15 protein-coding genes are annotated in these 16975 nt (G+C 42.8%); 7 read left to right on the top strand and 8 right to left on the bottom strand.

The window, feature by feature from the left end:
* Positions 1–36: 36 nt before the first annotated feature.
* The 4 genes from KJB35_RS19585 (at position 37) to KJB35_RS19570 (ending at position 4894) form a co-directional block, all read left to right on the top strand.
* The gene (locus KJB35_RS19585) at positions 37–1272 is read left to right on the top strand and encodes an outer membrane protein transport protein (RefSeq protein WP_213907677.1); all 1236 of its coding nucleotides are present in this window, start codon (positions 37–39) and stop codon (positions 1270–1272) included.
* Between the two features lie 20 nt (positions 1273–1292).
* Entirely contained in the window at positions 1293–3701 is a 2409-nt protein-coding gene (locus tag KJB35_RS19580) for a VolA/Pla-1 family phospholipase (RefSeq protein ID WP_213907678.1), read from the top strand.
* A 136-nt stretch (positions 3702–3837) separates the two neighbouring features.
* Positions 3838–4047, top strand: a complete 210-nt coding sequence (locus KJB35_RS19575) for a YgdI/YgdR family lipoprotein (protein WP_005376349.1) — start codon at positions 3838–3840, stop codon at positions 4045–4047.
* Between the two features lie 289 nt (positions 4048–4336).
* Entirely contained in the window at positions 4337–4894 is a 558-nt protein-coding gene (locus tag KJB35_RS19570) for a PhnA domain-containing protein (protein ID WP_005376350.1), read from the top strand.
* A 186-nt stretch (positions 4895–5080) separates the two neighbouring features.
* Here KJB35_RS19570 and KJB35_RS19565 read toward each other — a convergent pair whose 3' ends face one another.
* The 3 genes from KJB35_RS19565 to KJB35_RS19555 form a co-directional block, all read right to left on the bottom strand.
* Positions 5081–5272, bottom strand: a complete 192-nt coding sequence (locus tag KJB35_RS19565) for a hypothetical protein (protein ID WP_005376351.1) — start codon at positions 5270–5272, stop codon at positions 5081–5083.
* Positions 5273–5551: 279 nt separating this feature from the next.
* Complete coding sequence (locus KJB35_RS19560) at positions 5552–6571, bottom strand: TerC/Alx family metal homeostasis membrane protein (protein ID WP_062730983.1); 1020 nt, start codon at positions 6569–6571, stop codon at positions 5552–5554.
* Between the two features lie 622 nt (positions 6572–7193).
* Positions 7194–8936 carry a bifunctional UDP-sugar hydrolase/5'-nucleotidase gene (locus KJB35_RS19555; protein ID WP_171342931.1) on the bottom strand — a complete coding sequence of 581 codons (1743 nt, stop codon included), beginning with the start codon at positions 8934–8936 and terminating at the stop codon, positions 7194–7196.
* A 268-nt stretch (positions 8937–9204) separates the two neighbouring features.
* Between KJB35_RS19555 and KJB35_RS19550 the strand changes: the two genes are divergently transcribed.
* Entirely contained in the window at positions 9205–10839 is a 1635-nt protein-coding gene (locus KJB35_RS19550; RefSeq protein WP_047103581.1) for an ATP-dependent endonuclease, read from the top strand.
* 153 nt (positions 10840–10992) lie between these two features.
* Here KJB35_RS19550 and KJB35_RS19545 read toward each other — a convergent pair whose 3' ends face one another.
* Positions 10993–11478, bottom strand: a complete 486-nt coding sequence (locus KJB35_RS19545) for a DUF1097 domain-containing protein (protein WP_171344619.1) — start codon at positions 11476–11478, stop codon at positions 10993–10995.
* A 228-nt stretch (positions 11479–11706) separates the two neighbouring features.
* Positions 11707–12612 carry a LysR substrate-binding domain-containing protein gene (locus KJB35_RS19540; RefSeq protein ID WP_005376369.1) on the bottom strand — a complete coding sequence of 302 codons (906 nt, stop codon included), beginning with the start codon at positions 12610–12612 and terminating at the stop codon, positions 11707–11709.
* 301 nt (positions 12613–12913) lie between these two features.
* On the opposite strand from KJB35_RS19540, the gene focA reads away from it, so the two are divergent.
* The gene (gene focA, locus KJB35_RS19535; RefSeq protein WP_158159351.1) at positions 12914–14365 is read left to right on the top strand and encodes a formate transporter FocA; all 1452 of its coding nucleotides are present in this window, start codon (positions 12914–12916) and stop codon (positions 14363–14365) included.
* A gap of 137 nt (positions 14366–14502) precedes the next feature.
* Here the strand turns inward: focA and KJB35_RS19530 are convergent, their stop codons facing one another.
* The 3 genes from KJB35_RS19530 to KJB35_RS19520 all read right to left on the bottom strand — a co-directional run bounded on the left by KJB35_RS19530 (position 14503) and on the right by KJB35_RS19520 (position 16025).
* A complete protein-coding gene (locus tag KJB35_RS19530; RefSeq protein ID WP_017634178.1) occupies positions 14503–15072 on the bottom strand; it encodes a YceI family protein in 570 nt (189 codons plus the stop codon).
* The gene (locus KJB35_RS19525; RefSeq protein ID WP_025767789.1) at positions 15069–15608 is read right to left on the bottom strand and encodes a cytochrome b; all 540 of its coding nucleotides are present in this window, start codon (positions 15606–15608) and stop codon (positions 15069–15071) included. The genes KJB35_RS19530 and KJB35_RS19525 overlap by 4 nt, the downstream gene beginning before the upstream one ends.
* A 174-nt stretch (positions 15609–15782) precedes the next feature.
* Positions 15783–16025, bottom strand: a complete 243-nt coding sequence (locus KJB35_RS19520) for a DUF2164 domain-containing protein (protein WP_005390155.1) — start codon at positions 16023–16025, stop codon at positions 15783–15785.
* 183 nt (positions 16026–16208) lie between these two features.
* Between KJB35_RS19520 and KJB35_RS19515 the strand changes: the two genes are divergently transcribed.
* Positions 16209–16841: a hypothetical protein gene (locus KJB35_RS19515; RefSeq protein ID WP_005376385.1), complete on the top strand. Its 633-nt coding sequence runs from the start codon at positions 16209–16211 to the stop codon at positions 16839–16841.
* The last annotated feature ends 134 nt before the right edge of the window (positions 16842–16975 follow it).

The following is a 16975-nucleotide window of genomic DNA, read 5'->3' as shown; positions in this document are numbered from 1 at the left end:
TCGGTCCAGCATTATGACACCCTAGGAGGGTCAAGGATGAACAAGAAGCACTGCTCTCTGCTTACAATTTCAATATTGTTTGCGTGTAATGCCCACTCAGCGGGCTTCCAGGTAGCTGAACATTCGGCATCTGGTCTTGGTCGAGCATTTTCAGGTGAAGGGGCTGTCGCAGATAATGCCAGCGTCCTTGCTCGTAACCCTGCAGCAATGACACTTTTCAAAGAAGCTCAATTTTCGGGCGCGTTATCTATCATCGACCCTGAAGTCGATGTGTACGACACTGTAAACAATGAACACGCGAAAGATGTCGCCCCTTTACAGATCGTGCCAGCAGGTTATTACATCAGCCCTATCAATGATAACTGGGCTTGGGGCATCGGTATGTTCACAACATACGGTGTTGCCACTGACTATCCAAATGATATTTCCGCAGGTGATATGGCGGGTGACACTTCCCTACTTTCAGTAAACATCAACCCTAATGTCGCTTACCGTATCAACGAGTCTTTCAGTGTCGGTGGTGGTATCAACCTAGTATACGCTGAAGCAGAGCTGACTCGCCACAAAGGCGCACTCGCCGGTATTTTAGGTGGTAATAAGTCCGATAACCTTGTCGGCATGGAAGGTGAAACTTTCGCTTGGGGTTGGAATGTCGGCGCTTTATTTGAGCTAAATGAAAACAACCGTTTTGGCTTTGGCTACCGCTCTAAGGTTGATCTAGATTTTGATGACGGTGAGTTTAGTAGTTACGACTCTGGTCGAGCTTCATCACCAAAAGTTGATGGCCGTTTAAAAATCTCTCTCCCTTCAATTATCGAATTATCGGCTTTCCATCAACTGAATGAACAATGGGCTGTACATTACGGCTGGCAACAAACCGACTGGAGCACATTTAAAGAACTAAAAGCGACCAGTAACGAATGTAATGACGGAGTATGTTTCTTTAAACCTGAGAAATATGAAGACAACAATCGCTACTCCATTGGTGCAACTTACATACTTAATACAGACTGGACATTCCGTGCAGGCTTTGCGTACGACGAACAAGCAGGTGAAGCGACATTGAGTATTCCTGACAGTGACCGTTTTTGGTACAGCGCGGGCCTAACTTACGCAATAAGTGAGAATTTAACTTTCGATGCAGGCTTTGCACTTGTTAAGAGTAAATCAGGCTCTTTCACTGAGACAAATGCTCTGGGTGAAGAGATTAAGTTTGACTCAGAAGGTACTGCTTACATCAGCGCGGTACAGATGAACTACACCTTCAAATAATGGGATTACGGAGTAAACCAATGAAACACACGTTTAAATTATCAATGCTTTGTTCTGCAATCCTTCTTGCTGGTTGTGGTGATGATACTTCCAGCTCTGGTACTTCCGACAAAGTTCAATTTGAAGATGAAGTCCAAGCATTGCTTGATCGCGAAACATCCATCAGTTTTACGCTTCAAGGAGCGAACGCAGATGTACCGGCACCATCTTACTTATTAATGGACACAAGCGATGGTACGCTTGGTCTGCCAACTGATGGCGATGATGCTTTAACCAACCCTAGAGCCTCAATGAACACGATGGATGGATGGTCAACGTCTATGCCAATCGTTCTTAACTTCAACGGCGACGGTTTTGCAACGGGCATGCTGTCGTCTGGTGTTAAAGTCATCAAGATTAATCAACGCTTAACCGAGTGGGACCGCAAATCTAACCCAATCGAAGAAGAGCTTGTTCAGAACCAAGACTACGTAGTTCAAGCAAAAGGTAACTCTCTATACATCCAGTTCTTGGCTGCACTTGATGAGTCAAGCGAGTACATTTTTGCGGTCACACAAGATGTTACTGACGTAAATGGTGAGCCAATTGGTACATCTGCAAGCTATGCAACTGGTAAATCGAAAGAGATCGTTTATGAAACTGGCGACCTTGCTTCTGTTCAAGCAGTCACTCAGGCGGTTGAAGGAATTTTTGGTATTGCCAAAGTAAACCCTGCAGACATCGTTTATTCTTCATGGTTCAGCACCCAGTCAGTAGGTGATACGTTAGCGGCAGTCAAAGGAGTAACCGCTACTGGTTTTTCTACTGGCGCAAACACACTAAATACCGTTTACAAAAATGACTCAAACGAAGGTTCAGTAGACTTATCAACGGCCTACACAATAACGCTCGGTGAAACCCAAGACTTTAGCACTGCGCTAGACTCAGACGATGACTTTAGTAAATACATTAGCGATCTAGACGCAGCTAAAACGGCAATTAAAGGCCTTTACATGCAATCAGGTGCCGATGTAAGCGTGACACAAGGTGTGGTAAGACTGCCTCATTACTTGGAAAAAGGCGCAAGCTGGAACATGCAACCAATGGTATCTGCGATGCCAAGCCTAGCGAAGCTAAGCGCAGCATTAGCGGATCCGAACGAGCAAGCAAACATGGTTCAGCAGCTATCAACAGGCGTTTTTGCAAATGATCCTGTTGATGTGACAAAGCTTGCTACAGATCCTACAGAGCAGCTAAAACTTGTTGGAGCTAAGCTTACTCTTACCGATGGTACCCAGCTTGATAGTGAGCGTATTATTACTCGCTACTCGCCTGTTCCCGTAGTGAAATCGGTTGAAGATGTCGAAGTACTGGTCTTCACACCTAAATCTGGCGTCGCGACAGACGTTGTGATTTATCAACACGGCATCACCTCTGCGAAAGAGAATGCGTACGCGTTCGCGTTCAATATGGTAAAAGCAGGTGTGGCAGTTATCGCTATTGACTTACCTATTCATGGTACGCGCAGCTTAGATGAACAACGTTCCGCAAATGCGAATGTACTGGCTTATCTAAATCTTTCCAACTTAGCCGTTGCGCGTGACAACCTACGTCAAAGTGTTCTGGATGTGTTAGGTTTGCGCGCTAGCTTGGTAGTATCTGCTCAAGGCGGTCTTTTAGCTGGAGGTCCTCTGCAAGGCTTCAACCCAATGACGGGTTCAAAAGTCAAAATGCTAGGTCATTCACTTGGCGGTATTGTCGCTACATCTGCCGTCGCAGCAGCAAACAATACATTGGGCAGCTCTACTGCGGATGCGCTGTACACCTTTAGTTCTGCATCAGTACAGAACTCTGGTGGACAAATTGGTAATTTGTTACTGGGTTCAGACAATTACGGCCCTCAGATCAAACATAACCTCGCTTATGCAGCATCAAAAGACTATGCGAATTACGCTGATGCATCATGTGCGGATCTAGAAGATAAAACATGTTACGAAGCATTTGAGGCTGCGGCAACGGCAGCTCAAGTAGCAGCGCTAGAAGCAGGTTTCTCACAATTTATCTATGCAGCACAGACTACACTAGACACTGTCGATCCGTTCACAAACGCTTCAGATTTAGTGGCATCTGGTTCGCTAACGACACCATTCTTTATGACAGAAGTGGATGGCGATAGCACAGTACCAAACAGCGTTCCAAATGCACCATTCGCGGGTACTGAACCGCTTGCTAATAAGCTAGGGTTGAAGACTGTGAACAGTACGGACACTACTGTGAATGCAACTGCGAGCTTTGTACAGTTTAATGCTACTGCATCGCACAGTACTTTTGCTTCGCCAAATGGCACTTTGTCTGATATTGATCATCATGTAGAGATGCAGATGGAAAACACTGACTTCTTAATGGATGACGCACTAACAGGTGTCACTAACACTTCTGTTTTGAAGTAATCGCAACGCCCTTCCTACCAAAGCCCAGTTTCTACTGGGCTTTTTCATTTCAATTGTATTCAAACCCACTCATATTTCCTCTGCTATAGTTAAAACGATGTCTTTGCCTAACTCACTTGTTTAAAAGGAAAACTCTATGCGCGTATTGACTGTTATTGCCACTGTATTACTTCTTGCTGCATGCGGAAGTAGCCAATATCTGATGTCGACAAATGAAGGGAAAATTATTACCTCTTACGGTAAACCAGACCTGAACGAGGAAACGGGTATGTACGAGTATGAAGACATGGATGGTAAAGAAATGAGTATTTCAAAAGAGCAAATTGTCCAGATTGTCGAACGTTAACGACAGGCCCTCTGTAAATTAGAGGGCTATGTTCTAGCCACCCTCTCTCTACATTTACCTCTTTTAGGTTTGTAATCGTTGTAGAAATTGACACAACCAATTCATAAACCAAAACAATTAATAGTGTCTTTTATACTTCCGTATTATTTATTTAGCGAATATTTTACATCTTCACCTTAATCAGGTTGGAGTATTGTAAAATCTAATCTTTAATTCGCTAACACCCTTTTATTTCTCAGGATAAAGTGGATAATACCGCCACAAAATAACATTACTAAGGTGAGTCCTTATGTCTATTGAAGCTACTCTGCTTGCGCGCTGCGAGTCAAAATGTGAACTGTGTTCTTCTGAATCTCAACTAACTGCATACGCTGTCCCACCTCACGGTAATGTGACGGTTGATACTGCCATCATGGTTTGTGATAAGTGTCTGGGTGAGATCGATGAGCCAAAAGACATTAACCACTGGCGTTGTCTAAACGAAAGTATGTGGAGCCAGGTTCCTGCTGTACAAGTGACTGCATGGCGCCAACTCACTCGCCTAAACACAGAAAGCTGGGCTCAAGATGCTCTTGACATGATGTACATGGAAGAAGAGCAAATGAACTGGGCAATGAAAGGGATGTCTGCTGACGATAAAACGGTTGACTGTAACGGCACTGAACTTAAGAAAGGTGACGATGTAACAGTAATTAAAGACCTACCAGTAAAAGGCACTAACCAAGTAATCAAACAAGGTACCGTGATTCGTGGTATTAGCCTTGGCGATGATCCAAAGCTAGTTTCGGGTAAGGCAAATGGTGGTCAGTCGATGTACGTGATCGCAGAATACTGCCGCAAGAAGTAATATCGCACTTCAGTCATGTCAAAACGGGGCACCAATGGTGCCCCGTTTTTCTATACAACACTTAATCTACTATCATGTCTACCTCCTCTAGAGTGTTTCTTTTCTAGGGCGTAGGTTGAGTAGGCATGTTTTACAAATAAAAAAAATACCGGCTCATAGGCCGGTATTTCTTACACTATTTCAATATCAACGGTACATACCGATGTCTTTTTGAATATGTGCTGACAAGTCTTCTGCGTAGTAACTGCGTGGCGCAGTGTTATCTACAAATAGAATGTCCAGTAAGTGAGCAATCAGTCCTTTGAAGTTAACCGCGTAGGTTTTCTTATCCATAGAGGTTGGTAAAGCTACATTTGTCATTTGCATTGCTTGTGCCATGATTGCCTCTCTTTAAAAGCAGTAGTCTGTTTAGTTGGTTGTATATTAGTCAGTTTCTTATTGTTTAAGAAATGACAAATTTTACCCATTCAAATTAGAATTTCTAATAAAACAAACTCATTACAAAACTCAAAAATACAAATGAATAATAACGGCATAAATAATCACAATTGCTGTAATTACATTGAATAACTGAACATTACCTGCATAATTGCCCCTTAAGAAACAACATATATTTAACAATATTTTTCGTTATTTCTTTTGATTTTAGTGCTTACTTTATATTTTTTGATTAGTAATATTAACGCTAGTTTGACGCTTCGCTTTATTTTTTAGGAGTGATGCCACCACTGCCGATGTCATCACAACAACTAAAAATGTGAGAGACCATGCTGTCGGAATCTCATATTCTGTTCCAACCAATAGCATTTTTACCCCGATAAACATCATGATTACTGATAATGCTGGTTTTAAGTATACAAACTTGTCTAACATTGCTTGAAGAACAAAGTACAGCGATCGCAAACCCAGTAATGCAAATACGTTCGCGGCTAAGACTAAAAATGGCTCTCGCGTTACCGCGAATATAGCTGGTATAGAATCCAACGCAAACATAACGTCCATTACTGCAATGACACCAACAACGATCAGCATCGGTGTTGCCACCCACTTACCAGCTTGCTTTAAGATTAAGCGATTTCCTTGGTAGTCATCTGTAACTGGCAATACCTTTCGAATCAACTGCTCCGGATATGGATTAACCTCTTCTGCTTCGCCTTTGTCGCGAGCTAGCTTAACACCCGTCCAAATAAGAAAAGCAGCAAATAAGTACAATACCCAGTGATACTGTGAAAGTAACTGAGCACCAACCGCAATCATGACAGCGCGTAAAACTAGCGCACCTATCACCCCCCAAAGCAATGCTCTCGGACGCAAGTGCTCCGGCACACTGTATTGTGCAAAGATGATGGCAAACACAAACAAGTTATCCACGCTTAGCGACTTCTCTAGTAAGTAACCAGTTAAGAATGAAATCGTTGCTTTGTCGTTCGTATAAGCGCTATGTGGCGCGTAAAAGTCCCAGAATAAATAAATAGAACCTGCAAAAACAAAGGCAAGCAAGAACCAAAAAACACTCCAAACGATGGCTTTTTTCATCGTGATAACGCCACCACGTGTTTGATAGATATCAAGCGTAACAAGAACAAGGGTAAATAAACCAAAAGCACCATACATCGCTAATGATTCTTGAAGAGGCACCGATTGGCTCAATTGGGTGGTATTTTCGATAAGAGACATATTTCCTCCCATGGCGGAAGGACTTCGTTTGGTGACCTTCCGCAGACAATAACAACCAACAGCCACATAACGATTATGTGCTGCTAGTCAATGAATGCGTTGGTCTCGTTGAAGTGTTGACGTGAATGAACCACGTAACACCTTTACTTACCGGATAAGCTGATGCTTAACGAGATGACGATAAGTAAACTTGCGCTAACTACTCCCCAAACGCCGACATAATAACGCCGAGCGTCAGGCTTTCCAACAAAAAAGCCTTGTCTTATCGAAATAAAATTCTTATCAAAAATCAGGAAGCACTATAAAAAGAAAGAAATGGATTCAACCACCTGAACTTTAGTAAACAGACAAAAAGCAGCAAATGGCTCAAGACAAACTCTTCATTGGTTAGAGCCCTAACGGGGAAGATAGATACAAAAAAGGAGCATTACTGCTCCCTTTTGTAACATCCACATTCTTAGCAATTCAAAAGCCGCTTAGAGGCACAAAGTAGACCAGTGTTGACCAAATTGCGATCCAGGCAACCACGACTGCCGTATCTGCCCAATCTTTATTCCACATACTGCCACCCTCATCAACCCATGTAGTAAGTGGAGAGCAGCAAAATCAATACCAGTATCTATTATCGACGTCGCTTTGTGTAAAGTTTGTGACTTTGATTCAAACAGTTTGGCTCATCGGTCAGGAGTTCAATAAAACAATCAGCCATGGACAAACTGGTCACACGCCCTTCTCCTTTCATCTCCTGCAATGCGTCGTACCCCTCTTTCCCTTTCATCGTATAGGCAGAAGAAGTCCCTCGATACCAAACATCATCTTGAACACCTACCCATTGTTTACCATCAAAAATCACTAATGATTGAACTCTTTCACCTTTTGGGGCATCTGCGTGGTACTCGAAGTTTAAATTGTAAGTGTACGGATAACTGCCAGATCCAGTGCCTTCTACGCCATTGTTGAGTGCATTATTTATCGCGCCTTCAAGTGCACGGCGAATAGCGCTGCCTTTTACATCGTAAAAGCCGATAGGAACGGCAAAAGGCAACAGCCGTCCGGCAATGTCTGCCACTGTGATGTTGCCAGGGTTCAAAGAGGTTCGCACGCCACCCGCATTATGAATTGCAAATTGAACGTCATATCCACGTTTGTTTAAACAGTGCAGAAATGATCGGGCAACGGAGGAAGCCAACTCACTCTCACCAAATTCATCGGGAATTCTCACATGACGCTTTTTGGTGTCAACACTAGCAATGACTTGTGACTGTAACTGCCTGACCTGAGGAATATATTTATCGCTCAGGATCGCTTGAGTTTCCGGGTGTTTCTTACAAACCACGACATTCGGTTGACCATGGATGAAGTCGCACGCGGTTTCGAATACATCTTGGTCGAGCTGTTGGTTTAGCGTCGAGTCCCAAAAAATACGTCGACCAAGCAACAGTTCATTTTGTCCACTCAACATCGTTGCTTTACCGTGTTCATCAAACTCAATGACGCAGTGCCCCATTGTCAAAGCATGGAAACCCGCTTGCACCACATAGGTATCATTAATTTTGATACCGTAGGGATCGTCTTGTCCTAACCCTATTGATGAAAAATCACCTTGCAACCGGTGGCTGTGTCCACCAACAATTATACCAATACCTGCGACTTGCTCAGCTAACTCTAAATCACCTTCATAACCTAAGTGGCTCAGAAGAATAATATTTTTTATACCTGATGAATGGATTTGTTTTACGGTCGCCTTAGCGGTTTCAATAGCTGAGTGAAAAGGCGTGTCTGCATCAGGGTTTGCGATGTCGCTCATTTTATCTATGGATAATCCGAAAATCGCGACCCGCTCGCCATGGAATTCTTTAACAATGTATTGAGCGCTCTGTGTATCCGGTTGGTAACTATATACATCCTTGCAATCACTGATACGGTGAGGTTTTTTAAGCGATTCATTGGATAAATCCCAGTTGCCAGCAAGCAATGGGAACTGAGTACGTTGGCAAAACAATGCAACTGGCTCATTCCCCATATCTAATTCATGATTGCCTAACGCCATTGCATCAATCTTTAATGCGTTCAATAAGTCGGCATTGGCTTTGCCTTTAAATAGTGAGAAATACAGCGTGCCTTGGAAGCAATCTCCGGCGTGGAGGAACAACATCCCGTGACCTTGGCGCTGAGCATCATCTCTTAACTGCTCGACTCGGGTTGCGATACGAGAAAAGCCGCCAGCACTGACATAAGGCTCTAGCGTGAGTTCATTGTTTATCTTAAGCTTTAACTGTAATGACGTTGGTTCAAAGTAGGAATGTGTGTCATTGATGTGTGCCAGTTTGATTCTCACTGGCTTATGATTGTTATTCATCTTCATCTTCTCTTTTTTCATTCCTTATAATAATAAGAAGTGAATCATGACAGAATCATGAATTTTATGAAACTGCGATTTAGGATTTCATGTTTAAGTGATCACGATGCTGTCCCCCGGCTTTGAAAGCAAGCCTCGCTTGTAACGGTCTCTATTCAGTAAGAGGCTCTCGTAATTTTGTGAACTGAGCTTAACTCAAAAATTTCGAATTCATATATGCTTAGGAGTAGCAAAATAACTCTCGATAATTCAAATAATTGCAAGGAGGATTGAGATGAGACTAGAACGCATCGAAATCTCCGGGTTTAGAGGCATCAAACGCCTTTCACTCTCTTTTGACGAACTCACCACGCTTATCGGTGAAAACACGTGGGGCAAATCATCATTACTCGATGCCCTTTCCATCGCATTACCTGCCAATGGCTCATTGTATCAATTCAAACTGAAAGATTTTCACGTTGACTACTCAATTTCTCATCCACAAACACAACACTTACAGATCATTGTTTGTTTTAAAGCGCAGGATAAAAACGAAGTAAAAGCGGGACGCTACAGACGCATAAAGCCTACATGGTGTACCAACGAAGATGGTGAGCAAGTCATTTACTATCGTATTAGTGCGTCTCGCGATGAGCATGGCATTAATACAGAGTACGCGTTTTTGGATCATAACGGCAAACCCAAAAAACTTCACCACTCAGAGAAACTCGCTATTGAGTTAATGACACTTCATCCTGTAATCCGACTACGTGACTCCCGACGCTTCCCTGATTTAAACCATGTCAACGGCGATGGTAAAAATGCTCGGATTGAAAAACGAATCAACAACACCTGTCGACGCTTATTGGCCATGCCTGGCCATGTGAATAAAGGTGAGATTCGTAGTAGCCTCGACTCAATGCAAACGCTTGTTGAACACTATTTCGCGTTCAGAAGTGTCAGTAAAGGTAACCCACGCAAACCTCGTGATGGTCTTTTCTATACAAGCCCTTCCTCTGATAAAGGTTTGAGTCAGTTCTTGAAAGAAACCAATGACAAACAAAGCCGCTTGCTCTTAATGGGGTTACTCAATGCCTATCTTCAAGCTAAAGGCCCCACCGATTTAAGGCGCTGTGCGAGACCAATACTGATCATTGAAGATCCAGAAGGTCGACTGCATCCAACTCATCTAGCGAGAGCGTGGTCCTTATTGCAATTGTTGCCAATGCAAAAGATATTAACCACCAACAGTGGCACGTTACTCGGTTCTGTTCCACTGTATTCAATTCGACGTTTAATTCGGCTATCAGACAGAACCATCGCTAAGAGTTTAAACTCAACAAAGTTTGGTCGAGACGAGTTGCGCCGAATTGGTTTCCATATTCGTTTTCATCGTTCAGGAGCATTATTTGCGCGGTGCTGGTTACTTGTTGAAGGCGAAACCGAAGTTTGGCTTTTTCATGAACTGGCTCGTCAATGCGGGTATGACTTGGCTGCCGAAGGGGTTCAAATCGTTGAGTTTGCTCAATCAGGTCTAAAATCACTCATCAAAGTAGCAAAAGAGTTTGGTATTGATTGGCATGTCGTTACCGATGGCGACCCAGCAGGGAAAAAGTACGCGCATGCAGTACGAGCACAGCTCGACCATGATCAGGAAAGGCATCGACTTACGGAATTACCCGACCGAGACATCGAGCACTTTCTGTACAACAATGGGTTTGAACTTTTCTTTAAGGACATCATCAAAGTTCCTCATGACCACCCTATCCCTGCTAAAAAAGTCGTAAATCGTGTTTTGAAAAAACATGCAAAACCGGACTTAGCTTTGGCTATTGTTTCTCATTGTGAAGAGAAAGGCATGGAGTGTATTCCTGTTCTTCTGCGCTGGACACTTAAACGCGTTGTTACCATGGCCAACGGCAATACATGAGTTAGGCGTATTTTGCACTCAGCGTATTGTCTTGTAATACAAAAAAAGCACACCAATTTGGTGTGCTTGTATCAAACATCATTAATTTTGATTAAGGGTATTGAGAGGGATAAAACTCAATACACAGTGGATACCAATAAGATCGGGGGTTCACTACTGTTGTGCTTGCTCAGCAAGCGAAGATGAAGTAGCGGTTGATTTCGTATGCAACCATAGCCCTGTCGCTTTCATTAGATAGCCAAACACACCACCTAGCAACAACGATGGAATAACAAGTTGCCAGTTTCCATCAGCCGCAAATGTTGCGCATGAACCAATAAAAGTACCAGGGATGTACGCGAGCCAAGCCTGTTTAGCTTGAATACACATGAAGAATGCCACAATAGCGGTAATCACATAGCCAATAATTTCCAACCCAACGTAAGTGGAACCGTGAATAATTACCATTGCCCAGAATACGCCTGTCATATTGGTGATTAAGCTGATGCCTAGTCCTTTCAATCCGCTCGTTGGCGCTGCAAAGTAGCTCGTGCAACCTAAAAAACCAGCCCAAGAAAGCAAACCTAAAGAGATGGCGATCCAACCCCATACGCCAGATAAAATTCCAGTAGTGATAGAAATAGCTAAAAGTGTCGTCATGGTAGTCATACCTACTCGGCTATTATCGTACCTATATGGTTCAATAACTGCCTTCATACATTGAAATCAAGGACACATGTTAGATACATCAGCTCAGCTTATCGGTGATATTGATCACAATAAGATATTATTATTTTCACAATTTACATTAAAAGTTTGACGCAACCGATAAATCAACAGATTTAGGGAATAAACCCAACTCATCTCGTAGGCATGTTTAATCAACCTTTAAAGAACTGAAGGCTTCCCTTTCATCATTCGCAGTCCCTCTCTTTTAATGCAGTCGACTAATGGGTTTTCTGCCATATCTGAACGCCATATAAATGAAAGCGTCCTTTCCATTTTTAACTCAGGTACATTTAATGCCACAAGATGACCTGCTTCTATATATCGCTCCACATCTAAATACGGTAAGCAAGTAAGGTACTGACCATTAGCAACTAAACTACGTAATACCGGAACATGTTCATATTCGCGCCACACATCCAAATCTTCAATAAGGTGGTGAATGGAACTATCAAATGTTTTTCGTGTGCCAGAGCCATGCTCTCTTAGTACCCACTTCGCTTGCTCTAACTGCGCAAGGCTAACAGACTGATTACGAGCAAAAGGATGATGAGAAGCTGCGACAACAGTAAGATGATCACGACACCATACTTCTTGGTGTAAACGGTTATCATCACAGCGCCCTTCAATAATCCCTAAGTCATACTTGTAATCTAATACCCCATCAATCACCCCTTTTGTACTTTGTACACCGAGGGAAATACGCATTTCTGGAAAGTCATTATCAATGATACTAATAAGGTCGGGAACTAAGTGCTCTGCTGGTGTTTGACTCGCTCCCATACGAATCTCACCACTCAATAAATGTTGCTCATAGAAGCCCATTTCAATCTGCAATGCGTCTTGTAGCAAGCGTTTTGCTTTTGGTCGTAACCACATCCCCCAATGGGTTAACGCCATTTGCTTGCCTTGCCTCTCAAACAACGGCCTGCCAAGCATCTTCTCTAATTGCGCAAGCGACATACTCGTCGCTGATTGTGTCAAAGCCAATTTTTCTGCGGCTTGGCTTACACTGCCGGTATCTGCAACTGCGTCGAAAACCGCTAATTGCTTAAGTGAGTAGCGCAAAGTGTCCTCCATTATTAGTGGGTATTTCCCAATCCCCACAATTGTTAAAGCATGCCCCAATAAGCAATAGAGTTCATTTTACCTGGCCCCGTAAAGTTATCAATTAATTTGATGAGGTTTCTAAATATTATCAATTTTACCTTACTAACCGTTCTCCCTATTCTGATTACGCGGTTCGGGAACACCGCAAGCCTCAATGGTTTTGAAACCGAAGTCGTTGAGGCTCTTAATAAAAACAACAATTTCATTTTTGAGTTAATAACCAAGGATTTTTTATGCGATTACAAATTAAGGAGTCAATATGGCGGTGACCAGTTCTCAAAATCACCAGTATTTTTCTCCAAAAGAGATGATGGTTGAAGCGGAAAAATTTGCGTTAAGTAAGGCAAACAAAACCAGCAGTATGACATTAAGCCTCGCGATTATGGCCGGCGCGTTCATCGGGTTAGCATTCTTGTTTTACATCACGGTGACCACCGGCAGTACGGGCGCTGGTTGGGGCTTGAGCCGCCTAGCTGGTGGACTCTCATTTAGCATGGGATTGATCCTCATCGTGATCTGCGGTGGTGAATTATTTACCAGCTCCGTCCTATCCAGTATTTCTTGGGCCAATAAACAAATCTCGTTCGGTAAGATGCTTTCGATCTGGGGCAAAGTTTACGTTGGTAACTTTATTGGTGCGATGTTCCTACTTGCGCTGGTTACTGCTGCTGGTCTTTATCAGATGGATGGCGGTCAATGGGGATTAAATGCGCTTAACATCGCACAACACAAACTTCACCACACTCTCATTCAAGCGTTTGCACTCGGTATTCTCTGTAACCTGTTGGTCTGCCTAGCGATTTGGCTGACATTTAGTTCTGCAAATGCAATGACAAAAGCAGCAATGACAATTTTGCCTGTGGCAATGTTTGTCAGCAGCGGTTTTGAGCACTGTGTTGCGAACATGTTTATGGTTCCACTTGGTATTGTTATCGCGAATTTTGCACCTGAATCTTTTTGGGCATCTGTCGGTGTGCCCGCGTCACAATACACAGACCTAAACATTAGCCACTTTATTACCGCTAACTTAATTCCTGTCACGCTTGGCAACATCGTCGGCGGAGCGGTATTAGTTGGCCTTTCAAACTGGTGTATTTTTCGCCGACCAGAACTAAAAGCAGCGAATATTTCTTCTATCACTACAACTACAACACTGTCGTCAGTTAAGGATTTCACCATGAAAAATGCCTCTTTTGTTAAAGACATTATGAACCCAAAACCAATCACCATTCGTGCAGAAACGCCAATTGCAGCCGCGCTGGATGTGTTACTTGATAACAACGTAACTAGCGCACCTGTTGTAGACGTACAAAATCGATTAGTTGGCTTCTTCTCTGCTCACGATGTGATGGTAGAACTATGGTGTGAGGACTACATTCCGGTGAAAGACCAAAAAGTCGTCGACATCATGAGCCGAGATGTGGTCGCAATTGACGCTGGTGATCGCCTCGTTGATGTTGTGGAATTCCTATGTATCGATAAAGAGCAGTTGTACCCAGCGAGCAGTATGGGTATTGCTACTCGCTTGACGTCTTTGTCTCTCGAAGAACGCGCTAAAAGTATCAAAGTAAGTAAGCCACAAGTGCTTCCTGTGCTTGAAAATGGGCAGATGGTCGGGGTGGTTACTCGTACTGAAGTATTAAAAGCACTACGCCCGATTTTTGGTGAGCGTTTAAACCTAGTGGAAAAAAGCGAGTTAGAAACAGCGTAATTCGCTAAACATTTACAACGTTTATTGGCTTTCAATCGCTATCACTGACGGGTTTATCGATGTTAGTGATGTGATTAAGATAATAAAAAAGCGCTCTTCAAGTGAAGAGCGCTTTTAGTGTATCTAAAAGGAACTAATTACTTCTTAATACCTTCGATATGAAGTTCCATATCGACGTAGCTTGAAGCACCCATTACTGGGATGTCAAAGTCAGCAAGCTCTAGGCGAGTGTTGCCAACAAAGCCAGCGCGCTCGCCGCCCCATGGGTCACTGCCAGCACCAACGAATTCAGCCTCAATAGTAATAGGCTTAGTAACACCGTGTAGCGTTAGATCACCAGTTACATCTAGTTTGCCATTGCCTTTATCAACCACTTTTGTGCTCGTAAAGGTTGCTTCACTGTATTTACCAGCATCGATGAAGTCACCACTACGAATGTGTTTGTCACGTTCAGCATGGTTTGAATCTAGGCTGGTTGTATCAACAACAACATTTACTTTTGAGTCAGCAATGTTGTTTTCATCAAAAGAAAAGTCACCAGAAAATGTATTGAAACGACCTTTGATGAAACTGTAACCCAAGTGGCTAACTTTAAAGTTGATTGAAGCGTGAGCACCTTTGGTATCGATGACATAATCTGCAGCTTGCGCACCAAATGGCAGTGCCATAGCGATAGCTAATCCTGTAGCGAAAAGTGACTTTTTCATTTTGAAGCTCCTAACATTTTTCTTAATGTGTTGTCTTTATCGATAAAGTGGTGTTTTAGTGCAGCAATAGCATGTAAGCCTGCAATCAGGATGACTGCCCAAGCTGCATAGAAGTGAATCTCACCTGCAATATCTGATTGGCCTGGGAATAACTCTCCCGCTCCTGGCACGGTGAACCAATTAAACACTTCGATGCCGCGTCCATCAGACGTTGAAATGAGGTAACCTGAAACAAAGATGGTGATCAATAGTAGGTACATGACACCATGCGCTGCTTTAGCAGCAAGCACTTCGTAACGTTTGCCTTCTACCTTTGGTGACGCCGTCACATGTTTCCATACGATGCGTGCCAAAGTTAAAATAGCGAGTAAAATACCGACAGAGCGATGGTAATGCGGCGCAGTTCGATACCATTCGCTGTAATAGCTAAGGTCGACCATCCACAAACCCACTGCAAATAGACCAATAATGCACAGCGCTGATAACCAATGCATCACGCGTGCAGTAAGGTTGTAATTCTTTACCAGTGTATCCATCTCAAGTTCCTAGATATATTCCTAAGTTAATGCTGAGCAAGAAACACTACATTAACCTATTTACGTCATATGAAACAGATTATTTACCATCATTTACATCTAGCCAATGGTACCGTATCTATCAAGTTGTTCGAATTTTTTGAAGGAACTTTAAATCGTTTGTAAAACTGAAACTTACAGCTTAACTTCTTGTTCTATCTCATACAGCTCTTCGGAAACTTCTAACATTCTGCGTTCAACCAGTAACTTAGCATCTTCAACACCCTTGTTATAATAAATTGGTCCTAGTTTTTCTGTAATAAAATCAATTAGAAACTCACTATCGAACTGTCCAATTTCAACATCTAGCTCGTCTTGCATGTAATCTTGAATGGCGGTGGCCAACGCCTCTTTTTGTGCGCGTTCTAGCTTTATCATTTTTTCCCTTTCAAATTTTTGTTCAACTTCTGCTTCTTTCGTGTTGCTCTATTAAAGATTAGACACGGTCATTTGTGAGAAATTTGGTGTTTAGATCAAGAAGTTGCCGAAGTAAATTAGTCTATTCTCAAAAGACTATGCTAACCTTTTGCAGTTCGTTTTGTAATTATTAAGGGATATTCTTTGCTACTCGACCTAGTTATTCAAAGTGTTAATGATTTTCAAGACGACTGTCTTAAGCTGTGTGAAAAGCATTACCCTGCGGTGCATAACCAAGGCATGAGTGAGCATCATCTTGGTCTCGCGTTTTCAAGAAGGATGGAACATACTTTTCGTCACTTTGGATACAACTGCGTGATAAAGCCAATCGAAGTGTTGGATTCTCCAGACCTTCCCCATCACTATCGAATTTCATCCGACATCGGCACTGTCTGGGTTCTGAGTCACCATATGGTCAGTGCCGGAAAATCTTGCCGGGAAAACTTACTCTCATCAATTACGGAATGGCAGAGTGAATATGGCTATGCCTTACAGCCTAATGACCTACTCTTTTTGGTTTGTGATCATTGGATAAGTCGCAGCAAAACGAGCCGAGAATTGCTTCATTGGTGGATGGGGGAACTACCCGATCAGATCAACGAATACACAGAACAAGGAATCACACTGTACACCAGCGAGTCGCAACTCACGCAATCGTTGGACACTCGATTCGGTATTAGCCCTTGTTACATTAAGTTTGGGCATCCTTTACGGCGTTCGAACAAACAGCAGTTAGTCAGAAAATATTTGCAGTTGTATGCCGTACTGCAATGGTAGCATCAAATTGAAGTGCTGAGATTATCAATTATTTCATCAATTTGTTTGATGTCACTCGACAAACCTACCCATCCATTACCATCGTTCTTGCTTGAGTTAATGAGCACACTTAGATTCATTGCCAATGAAATAGA

The organism is Vibrio sp. D431a, assembly GCF_030248655.1.
GTDB classification, from domain to species: Bacteria; Pseudomonadota; Gammaproteobacteria; order Enterobacterales; family Vibrionaceae; genus Vibrio; species Vibrio alginolyticus.
Note: the sequence above shows the minus strand (reverse complement) of the source record. Positions and strands in the feature narration are given on the sequence as shown.

Bases quoted from the DNA above. Each gene is read 5' to 3' on its own strand.
- KJB35_RS19585 (WP_213907677.1), top strand. From the start codon at position 37: ATGAACAAGAAGCACTGCTCTCTGCTTACAATTTCAATATTGTTTGCG.
- KJB35_RS19580 (WP_213907678.1), top strand. From the start codon at position 1,293: ATGAAACACACGTTTAAATTATCAATGCTTTGTTCTGCAATCCTTCTT.
- KJB35_RS19575 (WP_005376349.1), top strand. From the start codon at position 3,838: ATGCGCGTATTGACTGTTATTGCCACTGTATTACTTCTTGCTGCATGC.
- KJB35_RS19570 (WP_005376350.1), top strand. From the start codon at position 4,337: ATGTCTATTGAAGCTACTCTGCTTGCGCGCTGCGAGTCAAAATGTGAA.
- KJB35_RS19565 (WP_005376351.1), bottom strand. From the start codon at position 5,272: ATGGCACAAGCAATGCAAATGACAAATGTAGCTTTACCAACCTCTATG.
- KJB35_RS19560 (WP_062730983.1), bottom strand. From the start codon at position 6,571: ATGTCTCTTATCGAAAATACCACCCAATTGAGCCAATCGGTGCCTCTT.
- KJB35_RS19555 (WP_171342931.1), bottom strand. From the start codon at position 8,936: ATGAAGATGAATAACAATCATAAGCCAGTGAGAATCAAACTGGCACAC.
- KJB35_RS19550 (WP_047103581.1), top strand. From the start codon at position 9,205: ATGAGACTAGAACGCATCGAAATCTCCGGGTTTAGAGGCATCAAACGC.
- KJB35_RS19545 (WP_171344619.1), bottom strand. From the start codon at position 11,478: ATGACGACACTTTTAGCTATTTCTATCACTACTGGAATTTTATCTGGC.
- focA (WP_158159351.1), top strand. From the start codon at position 12,914: ATGGCGGTGACCAGTTCTCAAAATCACCAGTATTTTTCTCCAAAAGAG.
- KJB35_RS19530 (WP_017634178.1), bottom strand. From the start codon at position 15,072: ATGAAAAAGTCACTTTTCGCTACAGGATTAGCTATCGCTATGGCACTG.
- KJB35_RS19525 (WP_025767789.1), bottom strand. From the start codon at position 15,608: ATGGATACACTGGTAAAGAATTACAACCTTACTGCACGCGTGATGCAT.
- KJB35_RS19520 (WP_005390155.1), bottom strand. From the start codon at position 16,025: ATGATAAAGCTAGAACGCGCACAAAAAGAGGCGTTGGCCACCGCCATT.